We start from the raw sequence: 15,605 nt of genomic DNA on the forward strand, positions 1-15,605 counted from the left end.
AAGAGCTGTCCTTTTTAGTTGGTCGACAAATATAAACCTTCCGGTTGGCTTTTCAAGAGCTCTGGTCGGATACCCTTTACAAGTCGGCTACCATCAGGTTGCAGCCGCGCATATCGCTGTCGTCGAGGCGGCCCAGTACTTCAAAGCCACCGCCGGGCAGCACGCGGCCCAAGTCATCTGTGGCGATAAAGCTGATGGTATCGAGGTTGGCAAGGTCAATGATATTGAGGGCCCCTGACTTGCCGGGTGGGCGGATGCTCAGCGGGTCGGTCACCTCCCGGCACAACACTTGCATAGCCGGGGCCGGGCGGAAAGCCCCCTGCCCCTGTGAGTAGGCCTGCGAGAGCAGCTCAGTCATGCCGTATTCGGAATGTATATGGCTTGCGCCAAAAGCTGTTTTCAGTTCGGCGTGCAGTTCTTCGCGAGTAAGCTCCCGCCGCCGCCCTTTCATGCCGCCGGTCTCCATGATGATACAGCCAGAAAGGTCGGTGGGGTGCTGTTCTGCCAAGTCAAGCAGGGCAAAGCTCACTCCCAAAAGCAGGACAGGGATGCCGTTTTTCCGGCACTGATGAATACTTTCCAGCAATGCTTTAGTGTTGTATAAGAAAAAACCGCTGCCAGGGTAATGCGATTGCCGGATAAAATCCTCCGCCATAAAAACCAGGGAGGAGCCCTGGCGTTCTAAATAAGAAGGCAAAAGCGCCAAGACACAGTACGCTTCGACCGGCCCGTAAAAATGGGCAAAAGCCGCCCTAGCCTGCTGCCGGTACCACTCCGGGTCCCGCAGCGCATGGCGGCTGGCAGTGCTCCCAGTCGTCCCACTGCTGCTGAACACCCTTTCCGGCTGCCACTCGCCAGTTTGAAGCAGGTGTTTTTTGAACAAACTGATCGGCAGAAAGGGGATTTCACGTACCTTACTAATGTGCCCCGGGGAGGCCCCAAGCAAGTTCAGGTAACGCCGGTATACGGGATTGTTCGCCGCTTGATAGCGAAAAACCTCTAGGGATAAAGCCTCGAACCGTTCTGGGCTGACCTCCCTGATTTTCTGCATCAGCTCTTCACGGTACGTTATTTCATTCACAGTAAAAAAGCTTTAAGCCGATGAACATACAAATTTCCACCTTGGTTGCAGCGCTTGCCTTTTTCGCATTCAGCTGTGTACAGCCCCCTGATTACCCGGAAGAGCCGGTCATCGAATATATTGGCTTCAACACGCTGACTTTCCCCCAAGGCGGGGCGGGCACACCTTCCGATACCCTTATCCTAACCTTCGGCTTCACCGATGGGGACGGCAACCTCGGTTTCGACGACTCCACAGTGGACGTTTTCCTCACCGATAGCCGTACCGGTTTCGTTGATGTGAAAAAACTGCCTGTCATCCCTTCTGAGGGGGTCGGCAATGGCATTTCTGGGGAAGTCACCTTGCGGTTCCCCAACCAGCCCTCTCAGATCTGTTGCCTTTACCCTGATCAGAGCACCGGCTGCCAGCCCAACCCCAATTACCCAACAGATACGTTCTCCTTCGAGATACAGATACAGGACCGGGACGGCAATAGGAGCAACATCATCCGGACGGAGACGGTCACTTTGCTGTGCCAGTGACCCAGTCTATGCCTTTGCGCAATAAGCTCAAGGTATGGGCTTCTGCCGACCCAGGCAGGGGGCGGTGCTCGTACACCCAGTCAGCCCGGGGCGGCATGCTCATGAGTATCGACTCTGTCCGCCCATCGGTGTCCAGCCCAAACTTGGTGCCTTTGTCCCAGACGAGGTTGAACTCTACATAGCGCCCTCTGCGCAGGCGCTGCCATTCCTGTTCAGGTTTTCCATAAGGGGCATCCTTATGTTTTCGCACCAAGTGGGTGTAAATTGGGGCAAACCGCTCCCCTACCGATTGCACAAAGGCAAACAGCTCTGCTTTTGAGCGGTCTTCCTTTTCTGTGTTGAGCCGGTCAAAGAAAATCCCGCCTACCCCCCGGGTCTCTTTACGGTGCTTCAGATAGAAATAATCATCGGCCCAAGCTTTAAACCTACCGTAATATTCTGGCGAGTACGGGTCACAGGCCTTTTTCAGCTCCTGATGAAACCAGGAGGCGTCTTCTGTATCAACATAATGAGGTGTCAGGTCTATGCCGCCGCCAAACCACCACAGGCCGCTGTCCATTTCGAAATAGCGGACGTTCATATGTATGATAGGTACCATAGGGCTCACCGGGTGCTGTACAATACTGACCCCTGTAGCTAAAAAATTGCCGGAGGGGACCCCCAGCGCTTGTGTGATGCGGGCAGGCATCTGCCCATGCACAGCAGAAAAGTTGACCCCTCCTTTTTCAATGACTTCGCCTTGCAGAACCCTCGTGCGGCCACCTCCCCCACCAGGCCGTTCCCACAAATCTTCTCGGAAATGGCTGCCGTCTACCGCTTCCAGCTCCCGGCAAATCCGGTCTTGGAGGGCCTTAAAATAATCGATGATCTCAGTTTTATCCGGTGTATGGTGCATCTGCATCGTTTTTTGAGTAAACAGCCCAACGCGGCGGGAAGATAGCCCGCTTGCCGCCTTCTGGCCTTATCATGACAAGCCTGCAGCTTGAGCAGCTTCAGCGATGGTTTTCTTGGTGTTGCCCACGAAAATCTGTCCGTCTATCAAGATAACGGGCCGTTTGAGGAAAGTATACTCTTCGAGGATGAGCCGCTTGTAATCAGCCTCTTGAAGCGCTTGCTCATGAAGCCCCATCGCCCGGTATTTCCTGGCCCGACGGCTGAACAAAGATTCATAGCTGCCCGACAAACGCCCCATCTCGTCCAGCTGTTCTTCGGTTATAGGGCTGGTTTTGATATCTTGCAGGTCAAAACCCTTGCCCTCGCCCAGCTCCTTGATGATTCGCTGACAGGTGTTGCAGGTTGAAAGGTGGTAGATTTTTTTCATTTTTGCCGTAAAGAGACGGAAAAATAAGCAGGAAGGCAACTATTACCTGCCCCGAAATATTGGAGCCTGTTGGGATGCTGGCCTTTTAGGCGAGAGCTTGCAGCTTTTAGGTTAAGCCAGGCACAAAGCCCGGAGGGGCGCAAACCAAAAATTTGGCTGGCGTTTGTGCTTTCCGGGCTTTATAGCCTGGCATTGGCCTAGCGCTGCGAAGGGGCGGCAGGCCCGATAGGGCCGAGCGGACAGCGAGCCCCGCAGCATAGCGGCACCTGCCAGCGGGCAGGGGCAGGCCCCTCCTTACGGCAGAGGCAGGCAAAAAATCGGTAATCTGGTTTGTGCCCAACTCGAGTTTATAGCCTAAATCCCGCTTTTGATACAGAAAAGCGGGAAGGGCTTCCGGAACGGAAAAAAGCGGAAAAGCAGCCTCTGTTTTTGGGGTAGCCCGATTGCGAAAACCCAAGCAGGCTCCTAGCCGTGCTTGCAGCCTGCCAGAACATCGCAACCCCGCCTATGTGCCTGCGATGCCATCTTGGGATTACCATACTTTAGAAAAACCAAAAGCCTATGCAAGGAATTTCCGGTGCCGAGCTCATCTTAAACGAAGACGGGAGCATCTATCACATCAACCTCTGCCCAGGGGAGCTCGCCCCTACCATTATCACAGTAGGCGACCCGGGCAGGGTAGCCCGGGTTTCGGACCGCTTTGACGAGGTGAACGCCCGCAAGAGCAAACGAGAGTTCATTTGCCATACTGGCCGGGTTGGGCGCACGCCCGTCTCTGTCATCTCCACAGGGATAGGCCCAGACAATATCGATATTGTGCTCAATGAGGCAGACGCCCTTTTCAATATCGATTTTGAGACGAGAGCGCCCAAAGAAGAACTGAGCACGCTGCGCTTCATCCGCATCGGCACATCCGGGGCTTTGCGGCCAGATATAGCAGTAGACAGCTTGGTCGCCTCGGCTTACGGGCTAGGCCTGGACAACCTCATGGGCTTTTATCATTACCCAAGCAATCTTGGGGAGGCAGAGCTGACCGATCAGCTGAACGCATTTATGAAGGACACCATTGAACTGCCGTTTTATGCCTGCTCAGGGAGCGCCGGCCTGCTGGAAAAGGTAGGGAAGGGAATGCAGCATGGCATAACACTCACCGCACCTGGCTTTTATGCGCCCCAAGGCCGGCAACTGCGGCTAAAGCCCAGGTTCCGTACACCGGAGATCGAACAGTTGGGCCACTTTGCGTTCCGGGGGATGCACCTGGCCAACTTCGAGATGGAGACAGCAGCCATTTATGGGCTGGCACGGCTGTTGGGGCACGAAGCCCTCTCTACCAATGCGATTTTGGCCAACCGCCCTGCCGGCACTTTCAGCCGCAATCCTGCCAAGGCTGTGGACCGCCTGATTGAAGAGGTTTTATCTCAACTAGGCTGAGCGATGAACTCAAAATTCACCTGCCTGATGGTTTGCCCCCTCCTGGCTGTGCTTGCCCTGGCGATAGCGGCAGGGCAAGCAAACGCTCAGGCTCACGAATATGGCTGGGCCCAGGATGCAAATGCCCTTAAAGAACAGATAAGCGCTACCCGGGATGATTCTACCCTGGCTTACCTTTACAACGAGCTGAGCTGGAGCTACAAGAACAAAAGCTTGGGCCTGATGGAGCAATACGCGCTCAAAGGGCTTCAGCATGCACAGCAGTCAGCCTACCAGGTAGCAAGGGGCAGGGCCCTCAATCTGCTGGCAGTAGCAGAAAACATGCGAGGGGAATACCATGCGGCTTACTATAAAAACCAGGAGGCCTACCAGATTGCACAGCTAGCGCAAGACTCCTTCCTCACCGCTGTATGCCTAAACGACCTGGGCGTGTACTATATGATGAAGGGGCTGCAGGATTCTGCCCTCTACAATTTCCAAACCAGCTATGGCTACCTGCGCGACCAAACTTCGCCCCCGGCTGTTTTCGCCCTGCTCAACATCAGCCTGATCCATTTTTTGAACGACAACCGGGCCCTTTTCGATATTTACTTTGAAAAAGCAATCCAAAGGGCCAGCCAATCTGCTGACCCCAATATGCTGGTAGAAACTTGGCGGGGGGCAGGGCAGGCTTTTGAGGAAGAAGGCAAACTGGACTCTGCGGAATACTACTATGCCAAAGCCATGGCTTACAGCCTGGAAAAAGGGCTGCCCTTTCAAACCGCCCTTACCCAAAACAACCTCGGGCTGTTCTACCAGCAACAAGGCCTGACGAGCCGCGCAGCAGCAGCCTTCTCGCAAAGCATCAGCTATTGCCTAGCCGAGAAGTTCTTCGATTTCCTGACCGTGCCAGCGCTGAACTATCTAAAGCTGCTAAAATCTCAGGACAAGCCCTTAGCTATGTTGGCATTGCTCGAAGAGCTGCAGCTGCCAGAACGGGCTACTTTACCCTTTGACAAACGGGACCTGTTCAAATTGAAGGCAGACGCCCTCGCCGCGATTGGGCAAAGCGGACTGGCTTACCCCCTGAGGGATTCTTTCCTGCTGTACCACGACCGCATCCTCGACGTAGAAAAGCAAAAAGCCATTGCCGAAATAGAAGCCAACTATCAGGCCCGGGAACGGGATGCCCAAAACCAGCTCCTCAAGCTTCAGCAAAGAGAAGACCAGCTCAAATTGCGGCAACAGCAACAATCTATTTTATGGCTGGGCCTATTGATCGCCCTCATCGGCAGCCTCCTGCTCTTGGCCATCAGGAACAACCGGCAAAAGCAGCGGCTCGCAATAGAACTGGAAAAGAAAGTCGCCCAAAAAACTCAAGAACTTGCCCACAGCAATCTGGAGCTTCAGCAGAGCAATCAGGAGCTCGAACGGTTCAACCACATCACTTCCCATGACCTCAAGGAGCCTTTGCGCAATATCATCAGCTTTACTAGCCTTATCGAAAAGAAAAGCGGGGCTAGCCTGACCACCGAGGCCAAGGAGTATTTTGAACACATCAAGCGCAGTGCCCGGCAGCTCCATCTGCTCGTAGAAGATGTTTTAGCTTTTTCCCGGGCGCGCAAAGTCCAGGAGGCCCCAACCTCAGCAGTCGCCCTGAATCTAGTACTAGACCAACTTGCCTTTGCGCTCTCCCAACGCCCTAACGCCAAGCAGGAGCAGCTTAATAGGCCCACTGAGCTGCCTGTGATCGCAACCAACGAGCAGCTCCTTTTCCTGATTTTAAAAAATTTGGCCGAGAACGGGCTGAAATACAATCAGAGCCCCACTCCTACCGTGTCCGTCACTTACCGGCAACTGCCACAGTACCACAGGCTTTATGTAAAGGACAACGGCATCGGCATACCACAAGCGTACCACCACCGCATTTTCGAGCTGTTCTATAGGCTACACGACAGGGGCACCTACGAAGGCACAGGGCTCGGCCTGGCCATTGCAGCGAAGCTGGCTCAAAAACTGGGCGGAAAGATCGGCCTCAAAAGCGACCCGGGCAAAGGGAGCACTTTTTGGCTAGACCTGCCACGCCTGCCTGCATGAACGGGCACGCGGCTGCTGAATGGTTTTCCATGAAAACAATATGGGCGTAAACCCAATTGCACAACGGGATGGGCCTGCCCCTGCACAATGTGAGGGGGCCTGCCCCTGCCTGATGACAGGTGCCGCTATGCTGCGGGGCTCGCTCTTCGCTCGGCCCTATCGGGCTTCACACCCCTCCGCAGCGCTAGGCCGATATGCCCCTGGAAAGCTAATATATTCATGCAATGGCTAACTTAAAAAAAGGCCGCAAGAAACCCTAGCATCTCTAAAAGCCAAAAACCCCTACCTCATTAAAGAGACAGGGGTTTTTAAAAGCAGCCTACTTTAAGGCCAGCAACAACAGTATCAACTGTTTTTGCCTTGCTCAGCAACCTGCGCCAAGATCTGCTCGTCCGTCATGTTATCATCATCATCATCGATAGTGACATGGCTCCAACGGATGCCTTTTTCAATTTTGTAGGCGCAGTTTTCGCTTACGCCAAACTGTTTGGCGATGATCTTGCGCTTAGTCTTGCCCCGCTTGAGCAGTTTCTTCATCATGCGGACCTGCGTCTCCGTCAGCTTGTAATTTTTGGTCCGGGAAGGGCGCCCTCTCTGAATGGGGCTTTTCTTTTGGTAAACCTTCCAGTCTTCTTCTGTCGCCCACACTAGGTTGGTCCAGTTGTTGTTGCCTTTGTCATAATCCTTGTGCAGGATATACTCCTGGTCTTCGGATTCCCGCTCCACGAAGTTCTCCGCTACAAACCGGTGGATGTAGACAATACCTGTAGAACCGTCCCTGAGCTTTTGGTTAAGCATGATGAGGCCGCCGCGGGCTTTTGCCCCTTTGAGCAAACGCTCCCGCCCAGTCAGCTTGTCCACGCTTTTGATCCTACCAAAAGAAGAAATCTCATAATCACAGGTTTTAGTTTCTCGCCCGAAATCTACAGGCGCCCATTTTTCATTCCAAAATGGCTTGACCTTCTCTGGGTTGGCTGCCCACCGGTCTGATTTTGGCTTGTCTGACTTTGATTTTTGCATAGTGTAACGCTCTAAGTTTGATTGATTGATTGATTGCAAATCGACAGCTGGAGTAAAGCTGTTTTTGTCCTTTTACCCATTAATAAGGGCTTGTCGGTACTCGAGTGGCCGGACCTGCCCTGCTGCCACCCCTTTTTCCTGCTTTTCACACAGTAAAATCGGGATTCGCGTTCTGGGAGTCTTCCTCAATCCCACGAAATGGCTAGTTCCCGGCTAGAAAGCTAAAACCCCAAAGCAAGCTCTGACGACCATCAGCAGCTTCCACAAGCCACACCTGTCCAAACAGGGCTGCTACTGTGCTTTCCACAGCCGAGGCGGAGGCTTTTCTATGGCAAACCTACAAGGCACAACAAATATCACTGTAAACATCTGTGGTTTTGCCAACAGTTTTCCTTGAAGTAGTTCCATCTGAAAACCAATAAATTATGCCCGCCTGCTGTGCCAGCATGCCCAGCAAGCGCTGATTAGGCTATAAGAACAATCTTCAAGCATGCTCTAAGCTCAAAAACAGCCGGATACCAAGCCACAGAGTACATTTCTCTCTACTCTTGCGTACAAGCGCCTTGAGAAGCCAATCTGTACGAAGGTTTGCCCGAGCAACTACCGCCCACAGCGCCCTTCGCAGCTCAGGAGAGGCTGTAACTGCATACGCAGACCGTTTTCCGTGATACTTCTTTTTGCAAATACCCACAAGAGTACCTGCTGACAGGTTCTCGAGAAGTAGACTGTTTTGATTCCAAATGATGGCTTGGGGTCGGATCCTCTGCTTATCATTCATGAGGGTGCGCAGGGGAAAAGCAATGGATAGTAGCGATAGTCCTAAATACGGATGTCAATTTCTCTGATAGCCCCATAAACGCTGTTCAACAATTTAAGCGGTGCTTAAGAAAAACAGGCTTGGGTTAGATTGCAGAAAAGCGAATGCTCTGTGTTCTTTCTTCGACATTGCTTGGACAAATATAAGCCTTTTTGCCAAAAATCCAAATTAAACACCCTGCCTGCTATATTTTGACAGGAACATTCTTAGCCTTGCCCGTCCGAAGGCCCCGCGTAGATTAACCGCGCTTGAGCGCCTATCCGGGATTTCAGAATAATTGTATATTTTACACTAAGTATAGCGCTTTTTCCACTCCCGCCGGCCGCTGTCCACCAAACAAAATTCCAATATTAAGGCACTATTTTAACCCTGCTGCCCAATTTCAAGCCATCTTGGGTTAACAGGGTATCATTATTGGTTAATTCATTGGTGGAACACTGGGTTTTGCACACTTACTTTTGTACCGTCAACAAACAAGCAAGGCCAAGCAAGAGCCAGCCTTGCCGGACATGTGCTATAAACGACTCCATACACTGCCTGACCCAAAAGGCAATTTCTTCACAAAAGTGAAACCATTGACTATGAAAAAGTTAGCTATCCAACTTGCCCTTCTGCTGATTGCCACAGCCCCGCTGTCTGCCGCTCCAGGCGACCGCCTGCCAGAAGTGGAATTCAACCGCATCCCCGCTGAGCAGAAGTTCAGCCTGAAAATCACTAACCTGAGGGAAGCCGCTACCGTACTCTTGCGCGACGGCATTGATGGCACCATCCTTGCTGAACAAAAAGCTGCAGCAGGTACAGATTATGCCAAGATCTTCAACCTGGAAGGGCTAAACCCAGGGACCTACCTCGTCAGCATCAAAACCTCGCTTTCAGAGCTGGTACAGCCTATTGAGCTGACGCACAGTGGCGCTGAAATTGACCCTTCCCGGGCACGCAGGTTCTATGCGCCGGTTTTCAACCTCAGCAAAAAAGGCTATATTGACATATCCTACTTTGCTGGCACGATAAAAGATGTGCTGATCACCATTTACAACAACAACGGCAGCAAAGTATTCAGCGAACGCCTTGATAACGTACTGCTTGTGGAGAAACGCTACAAACTGGAAACGCTCCCTTGGGGCCGCTACACCATTCAGGTAGAAACCGCGGACAAGGTGTACTCCAAGGAGTTTGACGTACGCTAACCGCTGCCTTTGGAGCTGCTTGGGGGATCATTCGCAGGGTTGAAATAGCCCATCCCTGCTATGCTGGCCCGGCGCAGCAAGCCTAGCCGCCAAAAAGCCGCTGTCCTTTCCAGGCCAGCGGCTTTTTTACCGCAGCGCCCCCCGCTTTCCGAGCTCCACCACTTCCATCCCCTCTATGCGTGCCTCCTTTAGCGTAAAGCGGACTACCGTCCTTACCTGATGAAAACCATGATGGCCAGCTGCCCCCGGGTTGACATGCAGCAGCCCCCGTTTTTTGTCTGGCATCACCTTCAGTATATGCGAATGCCCACATATATACAATTGGGGCTTTAGCTCATCGATCAATCCGCGCACCCTGGGGCTGTAGCGGCCGGGATAACCGCCAATGTGCGTCATCAGTACCCGGACGCCCTCACATTCGAACCATAGGTCCTCTGGATAAGCCTGCCGCAGCTCCCTCCCATCGATATTGCCGTATACCGCTCGGAACGGCCTGAAATCAGAAAGTGCATCGGAGAGTTTAGGGTCTCCGATATCTCCAGCATGCCAGATTTCGTCGCAGCCCTCAAAATACTTGAACACCGCCGGGTCAAGATAGCTATGGGTATCTGATATCAGCCCGATCCGCTTCATAAAGACAACACAATTTTCCCAAACTGTGCGCCCTCAGCCATGCGCTGGAAAGCCTCGTTGGCGCGGTGCATCGGATAAACGCGGTCGATCACTGGGCGGATCTGATGCTTGCCGACAAAAGCCAGCATATCGCGGAATTCCTGATCGCTCCCCATGGAAGTGCCATGGATGGTGATCTGTTTCCAAAAAATCATCTGAGGAGAAAAATCAGGCACTTTCCCTCTTGTGCCCCCATAGGTGACGATGCGCGCGCCAAAATTGGCGATTTTGGGAAAAAAAGCGAACCCGGGGCCACCTGCGCTGTCAATGATCAGATCAAACCCTCCGGCCATTCCCGCCAGCTTTTTATGCCAATCGTCCTCTTTATAGCTGGCCCCTCCTACAGCGCCCATAGCCCGGGCCTTTTCTAGTTTTTCCGGGCTGCCAGAAGTGACATAGGCCTCCGCCCCACAAGCTAGTGCAAACTGTAATGCAAAAAGGGCTACGCCCCCTCCGATCCCAGAGATGAGCACCTTCTGGCCAGCAGCACACCCGCCTCGGGTGAACAAAGCCCGGTAGGCTGTCAGCCCGCCTAGCGGGAGGGCTGCGGCTTCTTCCCAGCTTAAGTGCGCCGGTTTGTCCTCGAGCCGGTCTTCTGGCAGAATGATCTGCTCTGACATCGTACCGTGGTCGGGCATGCCAAGCACACGGTAGCTTGGCTCCTGATGAGCAAGCGAACTGCCCCAGCCTACATTGGGATTGATGACGACCTCTCGCTGGCCGGCAAGGCCGGCACCGTCAGCTCCGAGTATACTCGGGGCCTTGATGCCAGGGTACAAGCCCTGTGTGATAAAGACATCCCTGTGGTTGAGTGCCGCTGCTTTGATGTTCACGGTGTGCTCGCCCGCTTTTGGGGCAGGCAGCTCAAAGTCGGACCAACGGGGCGGCTGCCCCTTTTTTTCTAGCACGTATGCTTTCATAATGCATTCTACAATTTTGGGACCAGAACATAGCCATTTTTGGCGTACTCCCCAAAATCATCATAACGGATTTGCAAATAACCGCTCTGCCCCCAGCTGCTCCCCCAGCTGCTCATGACCTCAAACATCTGCTCTACTTCATCGTATCCGACAACGATTAGCGGATAGGCCACAGAATGGTCCTTGCCTGGCTGCCACACGCCCGTGCGCACCAGGTTCTGAATCGAGGGGCCAGCTTCCAGCTCGATCAAGACAGGGTTGCCACGCATCAAGGCTTTCTTGGCCTCAAACACACGTTGGCGGCCCTTTGTCGTAGCCCTGAAAATATGCAGGTAATTGTTGATCTGGTACTTCTGTGTGGCATACACGGCATTGGGTATGCTGTTCGCATCGTAAGGCATGATGGCTGCACTGACGGTGCCGGCATCCGCCAAAAAGCGGCAGGCTTCTTCCAGGTTGACCGGTTTGCCTGAGTTTTGCAAATTGAGCGCGATGAAATCTGGGCTCAAATTGTCCTTGTAGTTGTTGTTCAGGTTGATGTAAAACTCCAGGCAGGTAGCCAGGGCGTAGCTCAAAGCTGAGCCTTTGGGGCCCAGCTTGCGGACCGGCATCATATAGGGCTTTACGCTCTGCTCTGTGAGGTTGTCGGAGGGGTCTATGGCCACCCCGGCTACCGTGGGCATCATCCGCTCTATCCAAGCTGCATCGGTTACCCCGAAAGCCACCTCCTCTGTACTTTTGGGCAGCTGTACCTCGATCTGTGCGGCTAGCGGTTGGAGCGCCAGCATGATCAGCAGGCCAATGCCTGATATCTTTTTCATTGTGTACGGTTTTGGTGAACAAAATCTTGGGCACTACCTGTGCCAAGCGTTTAATCAACGCTATCGGTAGGTGCTTTCTTACACCGCTTCGGCCTTATTTATCATTCACAGCACCAAACGCATTGCGATGATACAAATAATTTTATTTCCTATCTATTGCTGCCAGCTCCGCACAGCTTAAAAAATAAAGGGCGCCCGGATGCACCAACCCCAATTGTTAACCGTTTACTTTGTAGCGCAACCTACATCCAACCACACGAACATGAAAATCGCTAAAAAACTACTGCTGGGCCTCGGTATACTGATCGCCCTCCTCTTGGCACTAGCCATTATCCTGCCTGTTGTCTACAAAGATGAGATCATTGCCCTGGTGAAGGCGGAAGCCAATAAAGCCGTCAATGCCGAAATTGCTTTCGGGGACGTGGGCCTTTCTCTTTTCAAAGACTTCCCCAATTTCAGCCTTTCGGTATCTGATTTCTCCGTTACCGGGAAAGCCCCTTTTGAAGGGGTTGCCCTTGCAAAAGGGAAAACCGCCGCTTTTTCTCTAGACCTCATGTCTGTCATCAAGGCGGACCGGCCCGTTTCTGTAAAGTCCATATCTTTGGAAGCCCCGGCCCTGCACGTTATTGTGCTGAAAAACGGGCAAGCCAATTATGACATCGCCCTGCCTTCAGATGCCGTGGCAGAAGAAGCAGCGCCTACGGAAGGCTATGGCAACCTCGTCATCAACCTCGACGAGTACAGCATCACCGACGGTTCCCTCATCTACGATGACCATAGCCTGGATGCCTACGTCAGCCTGTCGGGGCTCAACCACAACGGCAATGGCAATTTCACCATTGATGTTTACGACCTAGACACCCATACTGACATCGGGGCACTTACCGTATCCTATGGGGGCATAACGTACCTCAATGAGGCCCGGGCCAGCCTCGATGCCATTTTCAACATCGACCAGCCCAATGCGGTGTATACCTTGAAAGATAATAAGCTGACGCTGAACGAGCTGCAGATTGTCGCCGATGGGAAAATAGCCATGCCGGGTGAAGACATTGATTTAGACCTTAGCTTCAGCAGCCCACAAAACGACTTTAAGCGCCTGCTCTCTATGGTGCCCAATGCCTACATCGAAGGCTATGAAGACGTAAAAGCAAACGGCCAGTTCCAACTGCAGGGCGAAGTCAAAGGCATTTACAATGATACTTCCTACCCTGCCTTTGAGCTCCGCGCTGCGGTCAGCGACGGACAGGTACAATATCCGGGGCTCCCGGCCAGCATCAACGATATCAATGCCAGGGCGACGGTCAATAGCCCCAGCAGTGATTTTGACGACCTCGTTGTTGATGTCACCCGCTTTGGGCTTTCCCTGGCAGGCAGCCCGTTCAACGCCAGCTTCCGTTTGTCTACCCCTATGAGCGACCCCGCCCTGCAGGCCACCGCCAAAGGGAAGATCGTATTGGAAGACCTGGCCAGGGCTTTCCCCATGGAGGGGGTTGAACAGCTGCAAGGGCTCATCAATGCAGACCTCGCAATTGATACCCGCCTGTCCTTTATCGAGCAGGAAGCCTACGAGCAGGTCAATATGTCCGGCAACCTGGATTTGTCTGGAATGAAATACGCGGCTGAAGATATGCCTGTAGTGAGCATAGCAGAAGCCAGTATGGCCTTTTCCCCCCAGTTTGTCGCCTTGCGCAGCTTTGATGCCCAGCTCGGCCAGAGCGATATCCAGGCCTCTGGCCGGATTGACAACCTGCTGGCCTACTTCTCCCCGGATAAAACGTTAAAAGGCAGCCTCCGCATCCGGTCGAACACCTTTGACGCCAACGAGTGGATGCCGGCAGAGAGCAGCGAAAGCACAGATGCCTCAGCGGTTGCCCCTGATACTACCGCTTCTGCGGAGGTCTTTGACCGCTTCGATTTCATCCTAGATGCAGCCATCGGAGAGCTGATCTACGATAGCTACCGCATCAAGGAAGCCACCGCTGTAGGGCATATGACTTCCAATATGCTCCAAGTGGAAGAGCTGTCCGGCAATCTCGGCGGCAACGACTTCCTGCTCCGTGGCACTTTGACGGGCATTTTCGGCTACCTGTTCGATGCCGGCATGCTTGGCGGGGACATACAGTTCAAATCCGCCAACCTTAACCTCAATGACTTCATGGGCGAAGAGGAGGCTACCGCTGCCGTGCCGGCAGAAGGGGAAGAAGCGGCTTACAGCGTCATTCCCGTCCCCCCCAATATCAACATCAACGCCATGGCTGAAATTGGGCGTTTGCAGTATACCAATATCGACCTCAAGAAAGTCTCTGGCCACCTCGTCATTGCCGATGAGGCGGTGGTCCTGGACCAGGTAAAAGCCAATGGGCTGGGAGGCGAAATGCTGATGAGCGGCAGTTATGACACTTCCGACCCGGAGGCACCGGGCTTCAGCTTCAAGTATGACCTGAGCGGGCTGGACTTTCAGCAGGCCTTTACCACCCTCAACACTTTCGAGCAACTGGCGCCCATTGGCAAATATATCGACGGCAAGTTCAACAGCACCCTTTTGCTGAATGGGGTGCTTGGGCAAGACCTGTACCCCAAGCTCAGCTCTATCAATGCTGAAGGGTTTCTGCAAACAATGAACGCGGTCATTGAAAACTTCAAGCCATTACAGTCTGTAGGCGAAAAACTGAACGTAGACTATCTGCGGGAGCGCATCCCTATCAAAAACTCCAAAAACTGGTTTACGATTGAGAACGGCACACTGGCCCTGCAGGAATTTGACACTAAGGTCAGGGACATAGCCATGACGGTTGGAGGCACTTACAGCATCACCGATTTCCTGAACCTCAAAGTAAAAGCGACCGTGCCCCGCAAAACACTGGAGAAAAACGCAGTGGGGGCTGCCGCCAATCAGGGGCTGCGCTTTTTACAATCTGAAGCCGGAAAGCTCGGTATCAACCTGGCCCAAGGGGAGAACATCAACGTGCTAATCAACCTGACCGGTGCCATTACCGCCCCCAAAACCAGCCTCAAACTACTGGGCATGGACGGCGAAGAAGATACGTCACTTGGCGATCAGGTAAAGGAGCAAGTGCGCGATGAAGCTAAACAGAAGCTGGAAGAAGGCAAACAGGCAGCCCGCGATGCTGCGCAGCAAGCTGCAGATTCGTTGAGGGCAGAAGCTCAAAAACGGGCAGAGCAAGCGGCCAAAGATGCTGCCGCAAAAGCTGCGGAAGAGCTCAAGAAGAAATTAGGCAATAAAGTGGATTCTACTGCACAGCAGAAGATCGATTCTCTGCTGAACCAGGCCGGCGGCAAAACAGCCGACGACATCAAAGACAAGCTTGAGAAATTCAACCCGTTCAAGCGGAAAAAGAATGGGAACTAAACGGGCGTAAACCCGATTGCCGTTTTTTTTACCTGCCCCTGCCACAAGGATAGGGGCCTGCCCCTGCCAGCGGGCAGGTGCCGCTATGCTACGGGGCTCGCTGTCCGCTCGGCCCTGTCGGGCTTGCCACCCCTGCGCAGCGCTAGGCCAATGCCAGGCTAGTGCCTTAAGCCATAAATCTCTGATACTTAAGTTGAAGTTGTTTTCCGGCTATAGTTCTCCAAGGCAGGATTTGTGCAAAGTTGACGCAGGTATTTTTTTCGCTCGCAAGGCGAAAAACGCAGGCATAGCCTCAGCTACGGCGAGGCTTTTCAACGCGGCGAGCGGGAAAAAGAGCAAGTCAAAATGCATTAATCTCGCCTTGG

The 15,605-nt window shown here is 53.2% G+C and carries 12 protein-coding genes; 5 read left to right on the forward strand and 7 right to left on the reverse strand.

Annotated features, from left to right (window positions below; translation table 11 throughout):
• Positions 1–76: 76 nt before the first annotated feature.
• Positions 77–1,081, reverse strand: coding sequence for a long-chain-fatty-acid--protein ligase (locus FRY97_RS05085; RefSeq protein WP_246141567.1), 1,005 nt, complete (start codon positions 1,079–1,081; stop codon positions 77–79).
• A gap of 20 nt (positions 1,082–1,101) precedes the next feature.
• Between FRY97_RS05085 and FRY97_RS05090 the strand changes: the two genes are divergently transcribed.
• The gene (locus FRY97_RS05090) at positions 1,102–1,602 is read left to right on the forward strand and encodes a hypothetical protein (RefSeq protein ID WP_147166352.1); all 501 of its coding nucleotides are present in this window, start codon (positions 1,102–1,104) and stop codon (positions 1,600–1,602) included.
• Here FRY97_RS05090 and hemF read toward each other — a convergent pair.
• Together hemF and FRY97_RS05100 are read right to left on the reverse strand one after the other, a co-directional pair.
• Positions 1,583–2,497 carry an oxygen-dependent coproporphyrinogen oxidase gene (hemF, locus tag FRY97_RS05095; protein ID WP_147166353.1) on the reverse strand — a complete coding sequence of 305 codons (915 nt, stop codon included), beginning with the start codon at positions 2,495–2,497 and terminating at the stop codon, positions 1,583–1,585. The genes FRY97_RS05090 and hemF overlap by 20 nt on opposite strands.
• Before the next feature lie 69 nt (positions 2,498–2,566).
• Positions 2,567–2,923, reverse strand: a complete 357-nt coding sequence (locus tag FRY97_RS05100; protein ID WP_147166354.1) for an arsenate reductase family protein — start codon at positions 2,921–2,923, stop codon at positions 2,567–2,569.
• 561 nt (positions 2,924–3,484) lie between these two features.
• Between FRY97_RS05100 and FRY97_RS05105 the strand changes: the two genes are divergently transcribed.
• Both FRY97_RS05105 and FRY97_RS05110 read left to right on the forward strand, forming a co-directional pair.
• Positions 3,485–4,354, forward strand: a complete 870-nt coding sequence (locus FRY97_RS05105; RefSeq protein ID WP_211356813.1) for a nucleoside phosphorylase — start codon at positions 3,485–3,487, stop codon at positions 4,352–4,354.
• 3 nt (positions 4,355–4,357) lie between these two features.
• Positions 4,358–6,430, forward strand: a complete 2,073-nt coding sequence (locus FRY97_RS05110) for a sensor histidine kinase (RefSeq protein WP_147166355.1) — start codon at positions 4,358–4,360, stop codon at positions 6,428–6,430.
• A 345-nt stretch (positions 6,431–6,775) separates the two neighbouring features.
• Here the strand turns inward: FRY97_RS05110 and FRY97_RS05115 are convergent, their stop codons facing one another.
• A complete protein-coding gene (locus FRY97_RS05115; protein WP_147166356.1) occupies positions 6,776–7,450 on the reverse strand; it encodes an NUMOD4 domain-containing protein in 675 nt (224 codons plus the stop codon).
• Positions 7,451–8,848: 1,398 nt separating this feature from the next.
• Between FRY97_RS05115 and FRY97_RS05120 the strand changes: the two genes are divergently transcribed.
• Positions 8,849–9,454, forward strand: coding sequence for a hypothetical protein (locus FRY97_RS05120; protein ID WP_147166357.1), 606 nt, complete (start codon positions 8,849–8,851; stop codon positions 9,452–9,454).
• 126 nt (positions 9,455–9,580) lie between these two features.
• Here FRY97_RS05120 and FRY97_RS05125 read toward each other — a convergent pair whose 3' ends face one another.
• The 3 genes from FRY97_RS05125 to FRY97_RS05135 are packed head-to-tail and all read right to left on the reverse strand — an operon-like array spanning position 9,581 to position 11,867.
• Positions 9,581–10,087, reverse strand: coding sequence for a metallophosphoesterase family protein (locus tag FRY97_RS05125; protein WP_147166358.1), 507 nt, complete (start codon positions 10,085–10,087; stop codon positions 9,581–9,583).
• Positions 10,084–11,046 (reverse strand): quinone oxidoreductase family protein, encoded by a 963-nt coding sequence (locus FRY97_RS05130; RefSeq protein WP_147166359.1) that lies wholly within the window; start codon positions 11,044–11,046, stop codon positions 10,084–10,086. Before FRY97_RS05130 ends, FRY97_RS05125 begins: the two co-directional genes overlap by 4 nt.
• A gap of 8 nt (positions 11,047–11,054) precedes the next feature.
• Positions 11,055–11,867, reverse strand: a complete 813-nt coding sequence (locus FRY97_RS05135; RefSeq protein ID WP_147166360.1) for a C1 family peptidase — start codon at positions 11,865–11,867, stop codon at positions 11,055–11,057.
• A 262-nt stretch (positions 11,868–12,129) separates the two neighbouring features.
• Between FRY97_RS05135 and FRY97_RS05140 the strand changes: the two genes are divergently transcribed.
• Complete coding sequence (locus FRY97_RS05140) at positions 12,130–15,240, forward strand: AsmA-like C-terminal region-containing protein (protein ID WP_170254510.1); 3,111 nt, start codon at positions 12,130–12,132, stop codon at positions 15,238–15,240.
• Positions 15,241–15,605 lie beyond the last annotated feature (365 nt).

Source organism: Phaeodactylibacter luteus (assembly GCF_007993045.1).
GTDB classification, from domain to species: Bacteria; Bacteroidota; Bacteroidia; order Chitinophagales; family Saprospiraceae; genus Phaeodactylibacter; species Phaeodactylibacter luteus.